The following is a 19,476-nucleotide window of genomic DNA, read 5'->3' as shown; positions in this document are numbered from 1 at the left end:
GGCGAGGAAAAAGGGCCTACAGGCGGTCCAGGACCTGGGCCAGCAAGGAGCCCATGCGGGTTGCGCTGTCGCGGCCCGCCTGGAGGACCTCCTCGTGGTTCAACGGTTCCCCCGTCATCCCGGCCGCCAGGTTCGTCACCAGCGAGATGCCCAGGATCTCGGCCCCGGCTTCCCGCGCCGCGATCGCCTCCAGGACCGTCGACATGCCCACCAGGTCCGCCCCGATCACCCGCGCCATCCGGATCTCGGCAGGGGTTTCGTAGTGCGGGCCCGTGAACTGGGCGTACACGCCCTCCTCCAGGCTCGGGTCGATCTCCTTGCACAGGGCCCGCAGCCGAGGCGAGTACAGATCCGTCAGGTCCACGAAGTTCGCGCCGATGATCGGCGACGTCGCCGTGAGGTTGATGTGGTCGCTGATCAGGACCGGCTGGCCGGGGCGCATGTCGGGGCGCAGGCCGCCGCAGCCGTTGGTCAGGACGATGGTCTTGCAGCCGGCCGCCACGGCGGTACGGACACCGTGCGCCACGGACGCGACGCCCCGCCCCTCGTAGTAGTGCGTGCGCCCCAGGAACACCAGCGCGCGCTTGTCACCGATCCGGTACGAGCGGATCCTGCCGCCGTGGCCCTCGACCGCAGGCGGCGGGAATCCGGGCAGCTCGGTGACCGGGAGGTCGGCCTCGGGGTCGCCGAGGGCGTCCACGGCCGGTGCCCAGCCGGAGCCCATCACGAGGGCGACGTCGTGGGTCTCGGCGCCCGTCAGCTCCCGCAGGCGCGCGGCGGCGGCGTCGGCGGCGGAGTGGGGGTCGCCCTGGATGTCGTCCGGAAGAAGAGATGCGTTCACGCGCAAGAGCGTATCCGGTCGGAGCCTACGCGCGTAGATGACAGAGGCTCGGGATGGCGATCGTTGTCTTGTCGTTTCCAACCGAACGCGATGCGCGCTCGGCTCAACAGGGACGTTTTCTCAGTTCCATCACATAGTCGTGCGGAGCCCCCGCCGACTCCGCCGCGTCGGCGATCTCGCCCAGGTACCGCGCCGACGGCAGCCCGCCCTCGTACCCGTTGAGGACGTACACCCACGCCGGCTCCTCGCCCTCCAGCGTGTGGACGCGCAGCCGCATCCGACGGTAGATGTCGAGGCCCACGCCCTCCCAGCGGTCCAGCGACTCCTCGTCGGGCGGGGCGATGTCGTACAGGGCGACGAAGACCTGCGAGCGCGGGGCCTCCACGATCGTCGGGAGGGCGCCCTCCCAGCCCATGTGCTCGCCGCCGAACGTCAGCCGCCAGCCGGTCAGCCAGCCGGTGGCGCGCAGCGGCGAGTGCGGTGCGCGGCGCGTCATGAGCCGCGCGTCGAGATTGCCGGCGTAGGCGGCGTAGAGCGACATGGGTCGAGAGTACGGCAGCGGACACGGCCGTCACTCCGACAGCACAGGCCCCTCCCGCACCCGTACAACCGTGCGCCCGCAGCGGTCCCGTACGTCCACACGTGACCCGGGGCGCAGACACCTCGGGGCATGCGGGACAATGGAGCATGTGACTCGGATCGTGATCATTGGTGGCGGACCCGGCGGGTACGAAGCTGCGCTGGTGGCAGCACAGCTCGGCGCGGAGGTGACCGTCGTCGACTGCGACGGTCTGGGCGGGGCGTCGGTGCTCACCGACTGCGTACCGTCGAAGACCCTGATCGCCACGGCCGAGGTGATGACCACCTTCGACTCGTCGTACGAGGAACTGGGGATCATCGTCGCCGACGACACCCCACCCGAGCAGCAGGCCGCCCGTGTCGTGGGCGTCGACCTCGACAAGGTCAACCGACGGGTCAAGCGGCTCGCCCTCGCCCAGTCGCACGACATCACCGCCTCCGTCACCCGGGCCGGCGCCCGCGTCCTGCGCGGCCGTGGCCGGCTCGACGGCATGCAGGCCATCGACGGCTCCCGGAAGGTCGTCGTACGGGCGGCGGACGGCACCGAGGAGACCCTCGTCGCCGACGCCGTGCTGATCGCCACCGGCGGACACCCGCGCGAGCTTGCCGACGCGCAGCCCGACGGCGAGCGCATCCTCAACTGGACCCAGGTCTACGACCTCACCGAGCTGCCCGAAGAGCTGATCGTGGTCGGGTCCGGTGTCACCGGTGCCGAGTTCGCCGGTGCCTATCAGGCTCTGGGATCGAAAGTCACCCTCGTCTCGTCCCGTGACCGCGTGCTGCCGGGTGAGGACCCGGACGCCGCCGCCGTCCTCGAAGAGGTCTTCCGGCGCCGTGGCATGAACGTCATGGCCCGCTCCCGCGCCGAGTCCGCCAAGCGCGTCGGCGACCGGGTCGAGGTCACCCTCTCCGACGGGCGGGTCATCACCGGCTCGCACTGTCTGATGGCCGTCGGCGCTATTCCCAACAGTGCCGGGATGGGCCTTGAGGAGGCCGGGGTCAAGCTGCGCGAGTCCGGGCACATCTGGACCGACAAGGTGTCCAGGACGACCGCCCCGGGCGTGTACGCCGCCGGTGACGTGACCGGCGTCTTCGCCCTCGCGTCCGTCGCCGCCATGCAGGGCCGGATCGCCATGTACCACTTCCTCGGCGACGCGGTGGCCCCGCTCAACCTGAAGACCGTCTCCTCCAACGTCTTCACCGACCCCGAGATCGCCACCGTCGGCTACACCCAGGCCGACGTCGACGCCGGCAAGATCGACGCCGTGGTCGTCAAGCTCCCGCTGCTGCGCAATCCGCGCGCGAAGATGCAGGGCATCCGCGACGGCTTCGTCAAGCTGATGTGCCGCCCGGGTACGGGGATTGTCGTCGGCGGGTGTGTCGTGTCGCCGCGTGCCTCCGAACTCATCCACCCGATCTCGATCGCGGTCGACAACAATCTGACGGTCGAGCAGATCGCGAACGCGTTCACCGTCTATCCGTCCCTTTCCGGATCGATCGCGGAGGTCGCCCGGCAGCTCCACACGCGCAAGGCGACGGGCGAGGCCTGAGCGCCCGGAGCCGGTGGGGAGCGGAACTTCCCGCTGGTCACGGGGAGTTGTGGCCCATTCGCACGGCATAGGCGGAGCGGATAGGCGCGTATACCACTTCCCGTACCCCCATGCGAACAACTTCTGTTATTCGGCGCAAACTGCTGAAAGCAGACGGTCGTTGGGGTTACTGTCAGTTTCGTGTTCGCTGCAGAACGTCGTCAATTGATCCTCGAAATGGTGCGAGCGAATGGGGCCGTGTCGCTCCGTGAGCTCGCCCGCGTCGTCCAGACCTCCGAAGTGACCGTACGGCGGGACGTGCGCGCACTGGAGGCAGAAGGACTCCTCGACCGCCGGCACGGCGGTGCGGTATTGCCGGGCGGCTTCACGCGGGAGTCCGGCTTTCCGCAGAAATCCCATCTCGCGACCGCCGAGAAGACGGCCATCGCCGACCTCGCCGCGAGCTTCGTCGAAGAGGGCGAGGCCATCGTGGTCGGGGCGGGGACCACCACGCAGGAGCTGGCACGCCGGCTCGCGCGGGTCCCCGGGCTGACCGTCGTCACCAACTCCCTGTTGGTGGCCCAGGCGCTGGCCCACGCAAACCGGGTGGAGGTCGTGATGACCGGCGGCACTCTGCGCGGTTCCAACTACGCCCTGGTCGGCAGTGGCGCCGAGCAGTCCCTGCACGGGCTGCGGGTGTCCAAGGCCTTCCTCTCCGGAAGCGGGCTCACCGCCGAACGCGGACTGTCGACCTCCAACATGCTGTCGGCGTCCGTCGACCGCGCGCTGGTGCAGGCCGCCGCCGAGGTCGTCGTGCTCGCCGATCACACCAAGCTCGGTACGGACACCATGTTCCAGACCGTGCCCACGGACGTGATCACCCGCCTCGTCACGGACGAACCGCCCGTCCACGACGACCGCGCGGGTACGGAACTCCAGGCCCTGGCCGACCAGGGAGTCCAGATCGCCGTCGCCGGATCGTCCGGCTCGGGGAACGGCTCCCAGGCGACCGGACCGGGCGGCGGCGATCAGGTCCCGGCGCGCCAGCAGCGCCGGGACGTGCCGCTTCCCAACCCACGCCGGGGCCAGCTGGCCGGTGGCGCGGCGGGCCATCCGCTGCGCGGCACGATGCTGGGCGAGCAGCCCGGCGGACCGGGTGAGCGCGAACGGGAACGGGAGCGGGCCCGGGTGGCGGATCTCCGCCGCCGCTGACCCGTCGTCCTACCGGGTTACCGGGTTGCTGTCGCGGGTCCGGTATCCGGGTGGCTGTCAGCACACCGGTTTATTGAGGTACGGCCTTCAGGCCCCGCAGTGTCAGGGTCAGGAGGCGGTCGGCCAGGCCCGGGTCGTCCGGGGTCTCCTCGGCCGCCAGCGCGATGGCGTTGGTGAGCTGGAGCAGGTCGCCGATGGAGACGTCGGTGCGCAGGGTGCCGGCCTGCTGGGCGCGGGTGAGCAGGGCCGCGCCCGCCTCCCGCATCGGGTTGCTGCACCTGGCCAACGCCGAGTCGGCGTCGTACGACACCGACATGAGCGCCCGTGCCAGGCCGCGGTACTCGCCGGCGTGCGTGACGATCTCGCGCAGCCAGGTGACCAGGGCGGTGCACGGCTCCGGGGCGGTCAGCAGCTCGCGGGAGCGGGCGAGCAGGTCGTTCACCGCGTCCTCGAAGACCGCGCTCATCAGGGCGTGGCGGTTGGGGAAGTGGCGGTAGAGGGTGCCGATGCCTACGCCTGCGCGGCGGGCGACGTCTTCGAGGGAGGTGTCTGTGCCGTGTGCGGCGAAGGCGGCGCGGGCTTCTGTGAGGAGGCGCTCGTAGTTGCGGCGGGCGTCCGCGCGGAGGCCTGCCGGCGGGTGGGCCATGGTTCACCTGCCCTTCGTTTGCTTGGTCTGTGGGGTCAGCATGCCATCGGTCGTGGTTTGGCCGCGGGCCCGGTGGGGGCTTGTCGCGCAGTTCCCCGCGCCCCTGGCAAGCTGCCCGCACCCCCTGTCAGAAAGTGAGGCGCCCGGTGTACTGATCGCTCAGTCCACCGGGCGCCTCTTGACGTCTTGCCGTTAGTCCTTGATCTCGCAGATGGGGGCGCCCGACGTCAGGGACGCGCCTACCTCTGCTGCGAGGCCCTTGATGGTGCCTGCCTTGTGGGCGTTGAGGGGCTGTTCCATCTTCATGGCCTCAAGGACGACGACCAGGTCGCCTTCCTTGACCTCCTGGCCCTCCTCCACGGCCACCTTGACGATGGTGCCCTGCATCGGGGAGGCGAGGGTGTCGCCGGAGGCCACCGGGCCGGACTTCTTGGCCGCGCGGCGCTTGGGCTTGGCGCCCGCCGCGAGGCCGGTGCGGGCCAGGGACATGCCCAGGGAGGACGGGAGGGAGACCTCCAGGCGCTTGCCGCCGACCTCGACGACGATGGTCTCCCGGTCGGTCTCGTCCTCCGCGTCGGCGTCGGTCGGGGCGGCGAAGGGCTTGATCTCGTTGACGAACTCGGTCTCGATCCAGCGGGTGTGGACCGTGAAGGGGTCCTGGCTGCCGGTGAGTTCGGGGGCGAAGGCGGGGTCGGCGACGACCGCGCGGTGGAAGGGGATGGCGGTGGCCATGCCCTCGACCTGGAACTCGGCCAGCGCACGGGCGGCACGCTGGAGCGCCTGCCGGCGGGTGGCGCCGGTGACGATCAGTTTGGCGAGGAGCGAGTCCCACGCCGGGCCGATGACGCTGCCGGACTCGACGCCCGCGTCCAGGCGGACACCGGGGCCGGACGGCGGGGCGAAGGTGGTGACGGTGCCGGGGGCGGGCAGGAAGCCGCGGCCCGGGTCCTCGCCGTTGATGCGGAACTCGAAGGAATGGCCGCGCAGTTCCGGGTCGCCGTAGCCGAGTTCCTCGCCGTCGGCGATGCGGAACATCTCGCGTACGAGGTCGATGCCGGCGACCTCCTCGGTGACCGGGTGCTCGACCTGGAGGCGGGTGTTGACCTCCAGGAAGGAGATCGTGCCGTCCATCCCGACGAGGAACTCCACCGTGCCGGCGCCGACGTAGCCGGCCTCCTTCAGGATCGCCTTCGAGGAGGCGTACAGCTCGGCGACCTGCTCCTCGGAAAGGAACGGGGCCGGGGCCTCCTCCACGAGCTTCTGGTGGCGGCGCTGGAGGGAGCAGTCACGTGTCGAGACGACGACCACGTTGCCGTGGGAGTCGGCCAGGCACTGGGTCTCCACGTGGCGGGGCTTGTCGAGGTAGCGCTCGACGAAGCACTCGCCGCGCCCGAAGGCGGCCACGGCCTCGCGGACGGCGGAGTCGTACAGCTCCGGGACCTCTTCGAGGGTGCGGGCGACCTTCAGGCCGCGTCCGCCACCGCCGAAGGCGGCCTTGATGGCGATCGGCAGACCGTGCTCCTGGGCGAAGGCGACGACCTCGTCGGATCCGGAGACCGGGTCGGGCGTGCCGGCGACCAGCGGGGCACCGGCGCGCTGGGCGATATGACGGGCGGCGACCTTGTCACCGAGGTCACGGATGGCCTGCGGCGGCGGGCCGATCCAGGTCAGACCCGCGTCGAGGACGGCCTGGGCGAAGTCGGCGTTCTCCGAGAGGAAGCCGTATCCGGGATGGATCGCGTCCGCCCCGGCGTCCTTGGCGGCCTGGAGCACCTTGGCGATGTCGAGATAGCTGGTCGCCGGGGTGTCACCGCCCAGGGCGAACGCCTCATCCGCGGCGCGGACATGCAGAGCGTCCCGGTCCGGGTCGGCGTACACGGCCACGCTCGCGATTCCGGCATCCCGGCAGGCCCGGGCAACGCGGACAGCGATTTCGCCACGGTTGGCGATGAGCACCTTGCGCACGATTGAGGCTCCCTCCTTGAAACAAGCCGAGTTTAGGGACTGCCGACACGGCGCATCGACCCGTCCCCACTGGTGAGCTTGCCCACACGGAGCGTGATACGAGGCTCGCTCGACCCGCGAAATCCCTTGTCGCACCTACGTACGCAGGACTCCTTGCGGAAACCCTAGCCCCCTGATGTGGTCAAGGTCTCTGTGAGAGCGTGCTGCGGCCCACTCCGTTTCTTTGTGGAGTCCCTACGAACGGCCCAATGATTCTTTGCCCGTCGAGCAACCTCGGACGAACCCTTGTCCGCGCGTTTACCCGTTAGTAGCGTTCACGTTGTACCGAACGAAGTACCAACCGAACGTAGTACTGGCCGCATGAGCGGCAGTCGAAAGTGGGTGGGGGCCAGTGGTCCGCAGACCGGTGGCTTGGATCGTCGCGGTCATCCTGTTCGTGGAGGCGTTCGGCGTCGCCGCGCTGAACTGGTTCCTGGGGACGGTCGTCGACAATCAGCAGATGTCCCTCGCCGGTCTCGACCCGGACATGATGTCCGTGTCCTCGAAGGTCGGCGGTCTGGTCTTCGGCGCCTACTTCGCGCTGTGCGGGGTGGTGGCCCTGCTCGTCGCCCTGCGCGACCGCTCCCCGGCCGGCCTCGGCCGCATCCTGCTGATCAGCGTGGCCGTGGTGCACGCGCTGCTGGGGGCCTTCGCCTGGGGCCTGGTGGGCTGGACGGCGTTCCTGACCATGGTCGTGGTGCTGGCGCTGGTGGTGCTCCTGCTGATGACGTACGACCAGCGGGACACCCCCGTGTCCGAGGGCCCGGAGGACAGCGCGGGGGGCGGCTCGCCGCTCACCCCTCCGCCGACGCCCAGCACCCCCTGATCGCTACTTCTCCCCGGGCGTCCACAACTCGGTGATCCCGACGCCCAGTTCGGCGAGCAGCCTGCGTACGAGGGGCAGGCTGATGCCGATGACGTTGCCGTGGCCGCCGTCGATGCCGTCGATGAACGGTGCCGAGCGGCCGTCGAGCGTGAACGCCCCGGCTACATGGAGGGGCTCGCCGGAGGCGACGTACGCGGCGATCTCGTCGTCGGTCGGCTCGCCGAACCGCACGACCGTGGACGCGGTGGCCGACACATGGCGGTTGTTCGCCGTGTCCCAGACGCAGTGACCCGTCTGGAGCGTGCCCGCCCGGCCGCGCATCGACTTCCAGCGGGCGGTGGCCTCCTCGGCGTCGGCGGGCTTGCCGTACGCCTCGCCGTCCAGGTCGAGGACTGAGTCGCAGCCGATCACCAGCGCGCCCCGCACCTCGGGCTTCGCGGCCACCACGGAGGCCTTCGCCTCGGCGAGGGCGAGGGCCAGGTCGGCGGGGGTCGGCGCGGTCACGGCGTCCTCGTCGAAGCCGCTGACGATCACCTCGGGGTCGAGCCCGGCCTGCCTGAGCAGGTTGAGCCGGGCGGGTGACTGGGAGGCGAGCACGAGGCGGCGGCGTGGCTGATCGGTCATGCGGTCAGAGTATCGGCGGGGGTCGGCCTACAACACGCCGAGGACGATCATCGCGAGGAGCATGGCCAGGGCCATGAGAAACCCGAGCCGCCGAAGCATGTCCTGCGCGTCGCGCAGTTCTTTCGGCGGCTCGTTCTCTGGGTCGGACCACAACATGCCATCCAGCGTGCGGCTTGGAAGGCCAGGGCGCCTGAGTAGACGTACTTAGATTGGCGCCCTTTGTTGTCCCTCTGTGCGCGGTTCCTCGCGCCCCTAAAAGCCTCAGTCACCCGGGCCAGTAGGTGCGGGTCCATGATGTCGGGCCCGGCTGGGGGACGCGCTGGGTGGCGATTCTTGCCGGGTCTGCCCAGGCGTCCTTGGTGCCTGGTGCGCCGGGGGCCGTGGAGGACGCTGCCACGGCTCGGGCGCGGACCACCGCCAGGGCGGCGGCCAGCTCCTCGGGGGTCGGGTTGCCCCGTACGACCTTGATGTTCACAGCGGCTCCTAGAGAGGGATGTTGCCGTGCTTCTTCGGGGGCAGGGACTCGCGCTTCGTGCGGAGCTGGCGCAGGCCCCGTACGACGTGGCGGCGGGTGTCGGACGGGAGGATCACCGCGTCGACGTAGCCGCGTTCGGCCGCGATGTAGGGGTTGAGGAGGGTGTCCTCGTACTCCTGGATGAGGCGGGCGCGGACCACGTCCAGGTCCTCCCCGCCCGCCTCCGCCTCGGCGATCGTGCGGCGGTGCAGGATGTTGACCGCGCCCTGGGCGCCCATGACGGCGATCTGGGCGGTCGGCCAGGCCAGGTTGAGGTCGGCACCCAGGTGCTTGGATCCCATGACGTCGTAGGCGCCGCCGAAGGCCTTGCGGGTGATGACCGTGATGAGGGGGACCGTGGCCTCGGCGTAGGCGTAGATCAGCTTGGCGCCGCGGCGGATGATGCCGTCGTGTTCCTGGTCGACGCCCGGGAGGAAGCCGGGGACGTCCACGAAGGTGAGGACCGGGACGTTGAAGGCGTCGCAGGTGCGTACGAAGCGGGCGGCCTTCTCGCTCGCGGCGATGTCGAGGCAACCCGCGAACTGCATCGGCTGGTTGGCGACGACGCCGACCGGACGGCCCTCCACCCGGCCGAAGCCGGTGAGGATGTTCGGCGCGAACAGGGACTGCGTCTCGAAGAACTCGGCGTCGTCCAGGACGTGTTCGATCACCGTGTGCATGTCGTACGGCTGGTTCGCGCTGTCCGGGATCAGGACGTCCAGCTCGCGGTCCTCGTCCGTGACGGTGAGGTCCGCCTCCTCCGGGAACAGCGGGGGCTCGCTGAGGTTGTTGGACGGCAGGTACGACAGCAGCTGCTTGACGTACTCGATGGCGTCCTTCTCGTCGCCGGCCATGTGATGGGCCACGCCGGAGGCGGAGTTGTGGGTGCGGGCGCCGCCCAGCTCCTCCATGCCGACGTCCTCGCCGGTGACCGTCTTGATGACGTCCGGGCCGGTGATGAACATGTGCGAGGTCTGGTCGACCATGACCGTGAAGTCGGTGATGGCCGGGGAGTAGACCGCTCCGCCGGCGCACGGCCCGACGACGAGTGAGATCTGCGGGATGACGCCGGAGGCGTGGGTGTTGCGGCGGAAGATCTCGCCGTACGCGCCGAGGGAGGCGACGCCCTCCTGGATGCGGGCACCGCCCGAGTCGTTGATGCCGATGACCGGGCAGCCGGTCTTCAGCGCGAAGTCCATGACCTTGACGATCTTCTGGCCGTACACCTCGCCCAGCGCGCCGCCGAAGACGGTGAAGTCCTGGGAGAACACGGCGATCGGACGGCCGTCGACGGTCCCGTAGCCGGTGACGACACCGTCGCCGTAGGGGCGGTTGTTCTCCAGGCCGAAGTTGGTCGAGCGGTGGGTGGCGAACTCGTCCAGCTCGACGAACGAGTCGTCGTCGAGGAGCAGTTCGATGCGCTCACGGGCCGTCAGTTTGCCCTTGGCGTGCTGCTTCTCGACCGCGCGTTCCGATCCGGCGTGCGTCGCCGCGTCGACGCGGCGTTGCAGGTCCGCGAGCTTGCCAGCGGTGGTGTGGATGTCGATCTGCTGCGGCTTTACCGGCTCGGCCATCGGGATGCGGCTCCCTGCAAAGAGTGACGTGCTCAGAAGGGGGATTGGCTACTCATCCGTAGCGTAGTGGGGTGCCTACCCATCGGCAGTGCGGCGTTTACCACATCTAGTGTGGCTTGCATGACGCCGCGAGATGACTCAGAGGGTTCAGCAGGATCAGAGGATGCAGCAGGGAACGACGGGCGCTGGTCCGATCTCGACCGGCCGCCGCTCGGTGCCGGTGCGCTGCGTCGGGCGCTGGTCCGGGAGGGCGGGCTCTGGTCGGGGGTCGAGGTGGTGCGCAGTACGGGGTCCACGAACGCCGATCTCGTCGCCCTGGCGACTGCGGGCAAGGCGGAGGAGGGGTTCGTCCTGGTCGCCGAGGAGCAGACAGCAGGGCGTGGGCGGCTGGACCGGCAGTGGACGGCGCCCGCTCGGTCGGGGCTGTTCTTCTCCGCGCTGCTGAAGCCGACGGAGGTGCCGGTGGCCCGCTGGGGCTGGCTGCCGCTGCTCACCGGGGTCGCGGTGGCGACGGGGCTGTCGCGGGCCGCAGGCGTCGATACGTCACTCAAATGGCCCAATGACCTGCTGGTGAGCGTCGGGGGCGCGGAGCGCAAGGCGGGCGGGATCCTCGCGGAGCGGGCCGGTGCGGACGCGGTGGTGATCGGCATCGGCATCAACGTCACCCTGCGCGAGGACGAGCTGCCGGTGCCTACGGCCGGGTCGCTGGCGTTGGCGGGGGCCGTGGGGACGGACCGGGATCCGTTGCTGCGGGCGGTGCTGCGGTCGTTGGAGCAGTGGTATGTGCGGTGGCGGGCGGTGGAGGGGGATCCGGTGTTGTCCGGGTTGCAGGAGACGTATGCGGCGGGGTGTGCGACGTTGGGGCGGACTGTGCGGGCGGAGTTGCCGGGGGAGAGGTCTGTGGTGGGGGAGGCGGTGGCCGTGGACGGGGACGGGCGGTTGGTGCTGGCCACGGGGGAAGGGGTGCAGGAGCCGGTGGGGGCGGGGGATGTGGTGCATCTGCGGCCCGCGTGAGGGGTGTTCTCGCCCCCGCCGCCCCTACCCGTCCCGTCCTCGGGGGCTCCGCCCCCGAACCCCCGCTCCTCAAACGCCGGAGGGGCTGGATAGTCAGCCCGTCCGGCGTTTGAGGACAAAGGGGGGTCTGGGGGCGCAGCCCCCAGCGAGGTCCGCATCAACTCCGGCGCGTCGTCTCTGCTGGACCTAGCGGAGCGAGGCCGTATCGTTGATGGCGGTCGATATCTGACCGTGACAGATCGGAAGGGCAGCAGGCGTGACCGTCGACGACACGGGCTCCGACACGGCGGGCAGCCGGGTGGACGGGCAGGACGCCGACCCCGGTGAGGACCCGCTCGCCCTGCGTCTCGAACAGCTCATCCTCGGGGCCGAGCGGCGCTACACCCCCTTTCAGGCCGCCCGCAGCGCCGGTGTCTCCATGGAGCTGGCCTCCCGTTTCTGGCGGGCGATGGGCTTCGCCGACATCGGGCAGGCCAAGGCGCTGACCGAGGCGGACGTCCTCGCGCTGCGCCGGCTCGCCGGTCTCGTCGAGGCGGGGCTGCTGAGCGAGGCGATGGCCGTGCAGGTGGCGCGTTCCACGGGGCAGACCACCGCCCGGCTGGCGGAGTGGCAGATCGACTCCTTCCTGGAGGGGCTGACCGAGCCGCCCGAGCCCGGAATGACCCGCACAGAAGTCACGTACCCCCTGATCGAACTGCTCCTGCCCGAGCTGGAGGAGTTCATCGTGTACGTCTGGCGGCGCCAGCTCGCCGCCGCTACCGGACGGGTCGTACAGGCCGCCGACGACGAGGAGATGGTGGACAGACGGCTCGCCGTCTGCTTCGCCGACCTTGTCGGGTTCACGCGGCTGACCCGCCGGATGGAGGAGGAGGAACTCGGCGAACTCGTCGAGGCCTTCGAGACCACGGCCGCCGACCTGGTCGCCGCGAACGGCGGGCGGCTCGTCAAGACGCTCGGCGACGAGGTGCTGTACGCGGCGGACGACGCCGGTGTCGCCGCCGAGATCGCGCTGCGGCTGATCGAGACGATGGCGCACGACGAGACGATGCCCGAGCTGCGGGTCGGGATGGCCTTCGGCACGGTGACCACCCGTATGGGTGATGTGTTCGGGTCGACGGTGAACCTGGCCTCCCGGTTGACGTCGATAGCGCCACGGGACGCCGTGCTCGTCGACGGGGCGTTCGCGGAGGAGCTGATCCGTACCGGGGACGCGCCCGCCTCCGAGGCGGAGGCGGCCGAGGCCGCTGCCGCCGCGGAGAAGGAGGGCGAGGAGCCGCCGGTGTACCGCTTCGCGCTCCAGCCGATGTGGCAGCGGCCGGTACGCGGACTGGGCGTGGTCGAGCCCTGGCTGCTGACCCGGCGGGCCGGACCCGTCGCGTAGGACCGCCTTCCCCTTCTCTTGCTGCTCAGTGGCGGTGGTTCAGCGCGTCCACGCACAGGCCGATCAGCGGTACGCAGACTCCGCCGGGTGCGGAGGGCCGCGGGGCCGGTGCGGGGGCCTGGGGCGCCGGGGCCTCCTGCTGTGGGGGCGGCTGGGGTGCGAGAGGGGCCGGTGCCGTCGCCGGTGGCCGGCCGGGGGTGGTGACCGGTGTCGGCGTGCTGGGCCGCTGCGGGATCGTGGTGGCGTCGGGGGCGGTTACGGGTGACGTGGGGGTGGGGTACGGGCTGAGGGGCTGGGGCCGTAGAGGGCCGGTCGCGCTTGGGAGAGCCGTCGGGAGTGCGGTCGGGGTCGGTGCGGGGGTCGCGCCACCCATCGGGGCGCTCGCCGACGGGGTCGGCGTGGGGGTCGTCCCGACGGTGGCCGCCGCGTTGTCGGTGCGGCCGGCGGAGGTGTCCCCACTCGTGCCTGTGCCCGCGTCCGTCCCCGTGTCCGTGTCCAGGTCGGACTGGGCCTGGGTGTTGCCGACGCCGCCCACTCCGCCGTCGGGCGCCAGCCGTACGAGGCTCAGGACGCCGGCGGCCAGCGCGAAACCGCCCGCCGCGAGCAGGACCTTGCGGGGGCGGGGCTTGCGGTGCCGGCCCCGGGGGCGGGTGACGGGAGGGACGGGCGGCGGCTCCGGGGGAGGCGTCCAGGTTCGGGCGGGGCCTGTGAACTGGCGTGGGACCTGGGCATGCCTCGGTGTGCCTGTCTCGACCGGCCTGGTCGTCGTGTCCGTCATCGTGATCCCTCCCCGTTGCGCTCGCGCCCCCGATGCGCCGAGGCGGTGCGCACGTTATGCGCTCCCCGGGGCGGGATTTCGGGAGATCGGTGCGATGTCACCCGAACGGGGAGAGGGATCCGTTCTTCCCCCGGGTGGGGCCGGGCTGCGATGATCGGGGCGGTGGTGGTTAACCCGCGTTAACAAGGAGGGTGTCATGGGCGAGGAGCGGTCCGAGGAACGGTTCGGGGAGTTCGTCGTGGTGCGGCGGCATGCGTACGTCGCCGAGCTGGTCCTCGATCGGCCGAAGGCCATGAACGCGGTCTCCTCCGCCATGGCCCGGTCCATCGCCGGCGCGTGTGCCGCGCTGGCCGCCGACCGTGACGTACGCGCGGTGGTGCTGACCTCCACCCATGAGCGGGCGTTCTGCGTCGGGGCCGACCTCAAGGAGCGGAACTCGATGTCCGACGCCGAACTGGTCCGGCAGCGGCCGGTGGCGCGGGGTGCGTACACCGGCGTACTGGAGCTGCCGATGCCGGTGATCGCGGCGGTGCACGGGTTCGCGCTGGGGGGCGGGTTCGAGCTGGCGCTGTCCTGCGATCTGATCGTGGCGGACGGTACGGCGGTGGTGGGGCTGCCCGAGGTGTCCGTGGGCGTGATTCCCGGGGGCGGCGGTACGCAGCTGCTGCCCCGGCGGGTGGGGGCCGCGAGGGCCGCCGAGCTGATCTTCACGGCGCGGCGCGTGGACGCGGGCGAGGCGCGGGAGCTGGGCCTGGTGGACGTACTGGTGGGGGAGGGGCGGGACCGGGAGGAGGCACTGGCACTGGCGTCCCGGATCGCGGCGAACTCCCCTGTGGGGGTACGAGCGGCCAAGCGGGCCTTGCGGGTGGGGTTCGGGCTGGACCTGCGGGCGGGCCTCGAAGTGGAGGATGCCGCCTGGCGTGCCGTTGCCTTCTCGGGCGATCGGGCGGAGGGGGTGGCGGCGTTCGCCGAGAAGCGGACGCCTGCCTGGCCGGGCGAGTAACGCTCACGCCTCCGGCGCGCGGGGCTTCACGGCGTCCCGGGCCCTGCGGTGTGCCGGGCCTGGCGGTGTGTCGGGCCTGGCGGTGTGCCGGGTTTTGGGGTGTGTCGGGCCTGGCGGTGTGCAGGGTTTTGGGGTGTGTCGGGCCTGGCGGTGAGCTGGGCCTTGCGGTGCGCTGGGCTTTGCGGCGCTCTGAGCCGGATCTGCGGGCCGGATCAGCGTGTTGGGTCTGCGTGCTGGGTCTCCGGGCGGGATCCCCGGGCCGGATCAGCGCGCTGGGTCTCCGTGCTGGTCCGCGGGCGGGATCTCCGCGCGGGGTCTCCGGACTGGGTCTGTGCGCGGGGTCTCCGGGCCGGGTCTCGATGCTGGTCTGTGCGCCGGATCTCCCTGCCGGGCCCTCCGCATCTTCGGTGCGGTGTTTCCGCCCGGGGCGTCCTGCTCGGGCGGGTGAGGCGGGGTGCTCAGGGAATCCGTCCGGTGGCCCTTGGGCCCGGTGACTCGTGCCCACCCCCTGTTCGCCCTCCCAATGTCTCAATTCCTCACAAACCTTCCTAACCTGGATCAATGGGTGAGGAAAGCCGGCTCCGCGCCGTCGTGACGCTCGCGCAGGGTATGGCCGCCGCGCACAGCCCCCGCGACTCCTGGCGTGCCGCCGCGCTCGGTGCCTGTCATGCGCTGACCGGGAACTTCGCCGCACTGTCGGTCTGGGAGCGGGAACTGGGGCGGCTGCGGGTCCTCGCGAACGTGGGGGAGCTGGCCGTCGACGAGGAGGAGTTTCCGGAGGGGGAGGCGTACCCCGTGCACCAGTTCCCGGAGATCACCGAGTTCCTGCACGAGCGGTGGGCGGGCGGGGGCGAGCCCAACGCCTGGGTCGAGACCGCCGAGGGGCCTGCCGACGGGGCCTTCGAGGGGCGTGCCGGGTACTGCCATCAGCGTGTCGCCGCCTTGCGTCGCCGGGGGCGCGGCTGCTGTGTCGTCGCCCCTGTCGTGCTGCACGGACGGGCCTGGGGCGAGCTGTACGTCGCCCGGCCGGCTGGTGCGCCCGTCTTCGACCGTGCCGACGCCGACTTCGCCACCGTTCTGGCGTCCGTCGTCGCCGCCGGGATCGCCCAGACCGAGCGGCTGGAGGAGGCCCGGCGGTTGGCCTTCACGGACGCGCTGACCGGGCTCGCGAACCGGCGTGCTGTGGACGCGCATCTCGACGAGGCGATCGAGCGGCATCGGCGGGACGGGGCGGTGGTCAGTCTCGTCGTCTGCGATCTGAACGGGCTCAAGCGGGTCAACGACACGCTGGGGCATGCCGTCGGGGACCGGTTTCTCGAACGGTTCGGGTCCGTGCTGTCGCTGTGCGGGGCGATGTTGCCGGGGGCGTTGGCCGGGCGGCTGGGTGGTGACGAGTTCTGTCTGCTGGTGGTCGGTGCGCCTGCGGATGATGTCGTGCGGGCGGCGGATGAACTCTGTCGTCGTGCGGCTGGGTTGGAGTTGGGGGAGGGGGTTGCTTGTGGGGTGGCCTCGACGGCTGATGCGATCGGGGTGGTGCGGTCGGCTCGGCGGTTGTTTCGGCTTGCTGATGCGGCGCAGTACCGGGCGAAGGCGCTTCGTGCGGATCGGCCGGTTGTTGCGGGGCGTGAGGGCCCTGACGATCCGGTGGTACGCCTCGCTGACGCGAGGCCGTCCCGGGAGGGGGCTGTCGAGCGGCGGCGGTTCCGTGGGCGTCGGCCGTGAGGCGGGGGTTGTTGTTTTCGCCCCCGCCGCCCCTACCCATTCCCATCCCCTGGGGGCTGCCGCCCCCAGACCCCCGCTCCGGCCCTGAACGGGCCTTGTCCTCAAACGCCGGACGGGCTGGATAGTCAGCCCGTCCGGCGTTTGAGGACAAAGGGGGTCTGGGGGCGCAGCCCCCAGAAGGATGGGACGGGTAGGGGCGGCGGGGGCGAGTGAGTGTTGTAAGGGGTGTACCGGCCACCCGGTAGTGACATCTGGGAATTCACTGCGTACGCTCCTGAATATGGATATGCACACTGTGGTGGTGGGGACGTCCGGGGTGACCGCGGACGACGTGCTCGCCGTGGCGCGCGGCGGCGCCCGGATCGAGCTGTCCGGTGAGGCCCTCGCCGCCCTCGCGAAGGCCCGCGGCGTCATCGACGCGCTGGCCGCCAGGCCCGAGCCCGTGTACGGCGTCAGCACCGGGTTCGGTGCCCTCGCGACCCGGCACATCAGCCCCGAACTCCGCGCCCAGCTCCAGCGCAACATCGTCCGCTCGCACGCCGCCGGCATGGGCCCGCGCGTCGAGCGCGAGGTCGTACGCGCCCTGATGTTCCTGCGGCTGAAGACCGTCTGCTCGGGACATACCGGTGTGCGCCCCGAGGTCGCGCAGACCATGGCCGACCTGCTCAACGCCGGCATCACCCCCGTCGTCCACGAGTACGGCTCCCTCGGCTGTTCCGGCGACCTCGCGCCCCTCTCCCACTGCGCCCTCACCCTCATGGGCGAGGGGGACGCCGAGGGGATCGACGGGGTGGTGCGGCCTGCCGCCGAGCTGCTCGCCGAGCACGGCATCGTCCCCGTCGAGTTGCGCGAGAAGGAAGGCCTCGCCCTTCTCAACGGCACCGACGGCATGCTCGGCATGCTGGTCATGGCCCTCGCCGACCTTGACGTCCTTTACAAGTCCGCCGATGTCACCGCCGCGCTCAGTCTTGAAGCGCTGCTCGGTACCGACAAGGTCCTCGCGCCCGAACTGCACGCCATCCGGCCCCATCCGGGGCAGGGCGCCAGCGCCGCCAACATGCTTGCCGTGCTCAAGGGTTCGGAGCTGACCGGGCATCACCAGGACGGCGCACCGCGTGTCCAGGACGCCTACTCCGTGCGCTGCGCCCCGCAGGTCGCCGGTGCCGGGCGCGACACCATGGCCCACGCACGGCTCGTCGCCGAGCGGGAGTTGGCGTCTGCGGTCGACAATCCCGTCGTCCTGCCCGACGGGCGGGTCGAGTCCAACGGGAACTTCCACGGGGCCCCGGTGGCCTACGTCCTCGACTTCCTCGCCATCGCCGTCGCCGACCTCGGGTCCATCGCCGAGCGCCGCACCGACCGGCTCCTCGACAAGAACCGTTCGCACGGGCTGCCGCCGTTCCTCGCCGACGACCCCGGTGTGGACAGCGGGCTGATGATCGCCCAGTACACCCAGGCCGCCCTGGTGAGTGAGTTGAAGCGGCTCGCCGTGCCTGCCTCGGCGGATTCCATTCCGTCCTCCGCCATGCAGGAGGACCACGTCTCGATGGGCTGGTCGGCGGCGCGCAAGCTCCGTACGGCCGTCGACAACCTCGCCCGGATCATCGCCGTCGAGCTGTACGCGGCCACGCGCGCCATCGAGTTGCGCGAAGGGCTGACGCCCGCGCCCGCGTCCCGGGCCGTCATCGACGCCGTACGGGCCGCAGGGGTCGAAGGACCCGGTCCCGACCGGTTCCTGTCGCCCGACCTCGCTGCCGCGGACGCCTTCGTGCGGGGCGGGCACCTCGTCACCGCGGTGGAGCCGGTGACCGGCCCGCTGGAGTAGGCCCAGTAGGCCCGGTAGGCCCAGGAGGGCTCAGTAAGCCGGGGCCCTGTCGACCGCGTGTCGGACAGGGCCCCTGCGAAAGCCTGTCCCTTACTTCAGTTTGGCCGTCTGTGCCGTGACCAGCGCCGCCGGGACGGCGTACGTCTTGCCCGTCATCATCGCGCCGAGGTTGAGCGTGTAGTAGCCCGCGACGAGGTTGCCGCTGCGCACGACCTCGCCGTGCAGCGAGCCCGTCTCGCCGCTCTCCTCGTCGACCACGCCGGTCACGGAGAACGCCACCGCCTCGTCACCGGTGCCGGCCGCCTTCTCGGCGGCGACCTCGGTCAGCTTCTGCGGTTCCTTGTCGTCGGTCACCGTGAAACCGCTGGCGCACGCCGTGAGCGCGTCCGAGACGGACTTCATCGTCTTCTCCGCCGCGTCACCCTCGTACGAGGAGAGCGACACGAGGGTCACGTCGACGTCCATCAGGGACTCGCCCGTGAGCTCGGCCAGGTCCTCCGCGGACGTGGGAGTGGACGACGGCTTCGCGCCGATGACCGAGCGGTTCGTGGTGGCCGCCTCGTCGCCCGGGGCCTGGCCCGACAGGACGTCGGCGAGCGGACGGCACTTCTCGTCGGACAGCTTGAGGCCGGCCGCGGAGACCTTGGCGGACGCACCCGCCGCCTCGACCGTGGAGCCGGGCACATCGGCCGTGGCGACGATCAGCTTCTCCAGCTCGGCCTTCGTGGCCGCCTTCGCGGCGGCCACCTCGGAACCCTTTGAACTCTTGTCCTTCGACTCGGCCGAATCCGCCGAGTCCTCGCTGCCGCACCCCGTGATGAGGACGAGCGACAGTGCGCCCACGGTCGCCGTGGCGCACAGGCGCGCCCTCGATGATCTCTTCATGGGCGGACTATGAACTGATGTTCAAATAAACGTCAAGTTCGTCAAAAGATTGTCAGAATCCCAGGCGTTCGCGTCGCAGTGAATACATCACGAAGCCCGCGCCGAGGCCGAGGCTGAGCGTGCCGCCCACGACGTACGGGGTGGTGTTGAAGCTGCCGGTGTCGGCGAGGCGGGTGCCGTCGCCGGTGCCCGAGTCCGAGGAGTCAGCGGAGTCCGAGGTCGTCGTGGCCGCCGTACCGCTGCTCGTGTCTGTGCTTGTTGTGGAGATCTGGCGGGTGAAGTCGGACATCGTGGACAGGGACGTATCCGCTCTCTGCTGCTGTTCCACCGACTTCTCCACCGGCTTGTCTCCCGTCGCGTTGGCGGACGGGACGAACCACAGGGCACCCAGGAGGGTCCCCGCTGCGGTGGCGGTCAGCAACGACCGACGTGCGGATGACACGGAATATCGATCCCCTTGTGGCTCTGGCGAATTGGCCGTGGACCCGATGCTAATGACAGGCGCGGGTCGTGGGAAAG

The 19,476-nt window shown here is 70.8% G+C and carries 19 protein-coding genes; 8 read left to right on the top strand and 11 right to left on the bottom strand.

The features are described from left to right. Positions 1-16: 16 nt before the first annotated feature. A complete protein-coding gene (locus OG787_RS16570) occupies positions 17-841 on the bottom strand; it encodes a purine-nucleoside phosphorylase (protein ID WP_369037807.1) in 825 nt (274 codons plus the stop codon). 103 nt (positions 842-944) lie between these two features. Beyond that, on the bottom strand, positions 945-1,382 hold the full coding sequence (locus OG787_RS16565; RefSeq protein WP_369037808.1) for a gamma-glutamylcyclotransferase: 438 nt from the start codon (positions 1,380-1,382) through the stop codon (positions 945-947). Positions 1,383-1,521: 139 nt separating this feature from the next. Between OG787_RS16565 and OG787_RS16560 the strand changes: the two genes are divergently transcribed. Further along, entirely contained in the window at positions 1,522-2,970 is a 1,449-nt protein-coding gene (locus tag OG787_RS16560) for an NAD(P)H-quinone dehydrogenase (protein WP_369037809.1), read from the top strand. Between the two features lie 180 nt (positions 2,971-3,150). After that, positions 3,151-4,161 (top strand): DeoR/GlpR family DNA-binding transcription regulator, encoded by a 1,011-nt coding sequence (locus tag OG787_RS16555; protein ID WP_369037810.1) that lies wholly within the window; start codon positions 3,151-3,153, stop codon positions 4,159-4,161. A gap of 70 nt (positions 4,162-4,231) precedes the next feature. On the opposite strand, the gene OG787_RS16550 is transcribed toward OG787_RS16555, so the two are convergent. Next, positions 4,232-4,807 carry a TetR/AcrR family transcriptional regulator gene (locus OG787_RS16550; protein WP_369037811.1) on the bottom strand — a complete coding sequence of 192 codons (576 nt, stop codon included), beginning with the start codon at positions 4,805-4,807 and terminating at the stop codon, positions 4,232-4,234. 192 nt (positions 4,808-4,999) lie between these two features. After that, positions 5,000-6,772 carry a biotin carboxylase N-terminal domain-containing protein gene (locus OG787_RS16545; RefSeq protein ID WP_369037812.1) on the bottom strand — a complete coding sequence of 591 codons (1,773 nt, stop codon included), beginning with the start codon at positions 6,770-6,772 and terminating at the stop codon, positions 5,000-5,002. 391 nt (positions 6,773-7,163) lie between these two features. Between OG787_RS16545 and OG787_RS16540 the strand changes: the two genes are divergently transcribed. Beyond that, complete coding sequence (locus tag OG787_RS16540; RefSeq protein WP_405535614.1) at positions 7,164-7,637, top strand: hypothetical protein; 474 nt, start codon at positions 7,164-7,166, stop codon at positions 7,635-7,637. A 3-nt stretch (positions 7,638-7,640) separates the two neighbouring features. Here the strand turns inward: OG787_RS16540 and OG787_RS16535 are convergent, their stop codons facing one another. The 4 genes from OG787_RS16535 to OG787_RS16520 form a co-directional block, all read right to left on the bottom strand. Beyond that, positions 7,641-8,261, bottom strand: coding sequence for a Maf family protein (locus OG787_RS16535; RefSeq protein WP_405535613.1), 621 nt, complete (start codon positions 8,259-8,261; stop codon positions 7,641-7,643). Between the two features lie 27 nt (positions 8,262-8,288). Beyond that, positions 8,289-8,417, bottom strand: a complete 129-nt coding sequence (mmpB, locus tag OG787_RS16530; RefSeq protein WP_369037815.1) for a morphogenic membrane protein MmpB — start codon at positions 8,415-8,417, stop codon at positions 8,289-8,291. A gap of 109 nt (positions 8,418-8,526) precedes the next feature. Further along, positions 8,527-8,736: an acyl-CoA carboxylase epsilon subunit gene (locus OG787_RS16525; protein ID WP_369037816.1), complete on the bottom strand. Its 210-nt coding sequence runs from the start codon at positions 8,734-8,736 to the stop codon at positions 8,527-8,529. 8 nt (positions 8,737-8,744) lie between these two features. Continuing rightward, positions 8,745-10,349, bottom strand: coding sequence for an acyl-CoA carboxylase subunit beta (locus tag OG787_RS16520; RefSeq protein ID WP_405535612.1), 1,605 nt, complete (start codon positions 10,347-10,349; stop codon positions 8,745-8,747). Positions 10,350-10,469: 120 nt separating this feature from the next. On the opposite strand from OG787_RS16520, the gene OG787_RS16515 reads away from it, so the two are divergent. Both OG787_RS16515 and OG787_RS16510 read left to right on the top strand, forming a co-directional pair. Further along, entirely contained in the window at positions 10,470-11,363 is an 894-nt protein-coding gene (locus tag OG787_RS16515) for a biotin--[acetyl-CoA-carboxylase] ligase (protein WP_405535611.1), read from the top strand. Between the two features lie 256 nt (positions 11,364-11,619). After that, positions 11,620-12,744: an adenylate/guanylate cyclase domain-containing protein gene (locus tag OG787_RS16510; protein ID WP_369037937.1), complete on the top strand. Its 1,125-nt coding sequence runs from the start codon at positions 11,620-11,622 to the stop codon at positions 12,742-12,744. A gap of 25 nt (positions 12,745-12,769) precedes the next feature. On the opposite strand, the gene OG787_RS16505 is transcribed toward OG787_RS16510, so the two are convergent. Next, positions 12,770-13,522 (bottom strand): hypothetical protein, encoded by a 753-nt coding sequence (locus tag OG787_RS16505; protein ID WP_405535610.1) that lies wholly within the window; start codon positions 13,520-13,522, stop codon positions 12,770-12,772. 196 nt (positions 13,523-13,718) lie between these two features. On the opposite strand from OG787_RS16505, the gene OG787_RS16500 reads away from it, so the two are divergent. The 3 genes from OG787_RS16500 to hutH all read left to right on the top strand — a co-directional run bounded on the left by OG787_RS16500 (position 13,719) and on the right by hutH (position 18,072). Further along, entirely contained in the window at positions 13,719-14,525 is an 807-nt protein-coding gene (locus OG787_RS16500) for an enoyl-CoA hydratase-related protein (RefSeq protein WP_405535609.1), read from the top strand. Between the two features lie 561 nt (positions 14,526-15,086). Continuing rightward, positions 15,087-16,247, top strand: a complete 1,161-nt coding sequence (locus tag OG787_RS16495; protein ID WP_405535608.1) for a diguanylate cyclase domain-containing protein — start codon at positions 15,087-15,089, stop codon at positions 16,245-16,247. A 286-nt stretch (positions 16,248-16,533) separates the two neighbouring features. Continuing rightward, the gene (hutH, locus tag OG787_RS16490; protein ID WP_369037276.1) at positions 16,534-18,072 is read left to right on the top strand and encodes a histidine ammonia-lyase; all 1,539 of its coding nucleotides are present in this window, start codon (positions 16,534-16,536) and stop codon (positions 18,070-18,072) included. A gap of 90 nt (positions 18,073-18,162) precedes the next feature. Here hutH and OG787_RS16485 read toward each other — a convergent pair whose 3' ends face one another. After that, positions 18,163-18,957 (bottom strand): hypothetical protein, encoded by a 795-nt coding sequence (locus tag OG787_RS16485; RefSeq protein ID WP_369037275.1) that lies wholly within the window; start codon positions 18,955-18,957, stop codon positions 18,163-18,165. Positions 18,958-19,009: 52 nt separating this feature from the next. Then, positions 19,010-19,399, bottom strand: a complete 390-nt coding sequence (locus tag OG787_RS16480) for an LPXTG cell wall anchor domain-containing protein (protein ID WP_369037274.1) — start codon at positions 19,397-19,399, stop codon at positions 19,010-19,012. Positions 19,400-19,476: the final 77 nt, after the last annotated feature.

This window comes from Streptomyces sp. NBC_00075, assembly GCF_045041225.1.
GTDB classification, from domain to species: Bacteria; Actinomycetota; Actinomycetes; order Streptomycetales; family Streptomycetaceae; genus Streptomyces; species Streptomyces adonidis.
The sequence above is the reverse complement of the archived record's forward strand: the minus strand, read 5'-3'. Positions and strand labels throughout refer to the sequence as shown.

Coding starts and splice junctions, on each gene's coding strand:
- OG787_RS16565 (WP_369037808.1), bottom strand. CDS start 1,382: ATGTCGCTCTACGCCGCCTACGCCGGCAATCTCGACGCGCGGCTCATG.
- OG787_RS16560 (WP_369037809.1), top strand. CDS start 1,522: ATGGAGCATGTGACTCGGATCGTGATCATTGGTGGCGGACCCGGCGGG.
- OG787_RS16550 (WP_369037811.1), bottom strand. CDS start 4,807: ATGGCCCACCCGCCGGCAGGCCTCCGCGCGGACGCCCGCCGCAACTAC.
- OG787_RS16535 (WP_405535613.1), bottom strand. CDS start 8,261: ATGACCGATCAGCCACGCCGCCGCCTCGTGCTCGCCTCCCAGTCACCC.
- mmpB (WP_369037815.1), bottom strand. CDS start 8,417: ATGTTGTGGTCCGACCCAGAGAACGAGCCGCCGAAAGAACTGCGCGAC.
- OG787_RS16520 (WP_405535612.1), bottom strand. CDS start 10,349: ATGGCCGAGCCGGTAAAGCCGCAGCAGATCGACATCCACACCACCGCT.
- OG787_RS16515 (WP_405535611.1), top strand. CDS start 10,470: ATGACGCCGCGAGATGACTCAGAGGGTTCAGCAGGATCAGAGGATGCA.
- OG787_RS16505 (WP_405535610.1), bottom strand. CDS start 13,522: ATGACGGACACGACGACCAGGCCGGTCGAGACAGGCACACCGAGGCAT.
- OG787_RS16500 (WP_405535609.1), top strand. CDS start 13,719: ATGGGCGAGGAGCGGTCCGAGGAACGGTTCGGGGAGTTCGTCGTGGTG.
- OG787_RS16495 (WP_405535608.1), top strand. CDS start 15,087: ATGGGTGAGGAAAGCCGGCTCCGCGCCGTCGTGACGCTCGCGCAGGGT.
- hutH (WP_369037276.1), top strand. CDS start 16,534: ATGCACACTGTGGTGGTGGGGACGTCCGGGGTGACCGCGGACGACGTG.
- OG787_RS16485 (WP_369037275.1), bottom strand. CDS start 18,957: ATGAAGAGATCATCGAGGGCGCGCCTGTGCGCCACGGCGACCGTGGGC.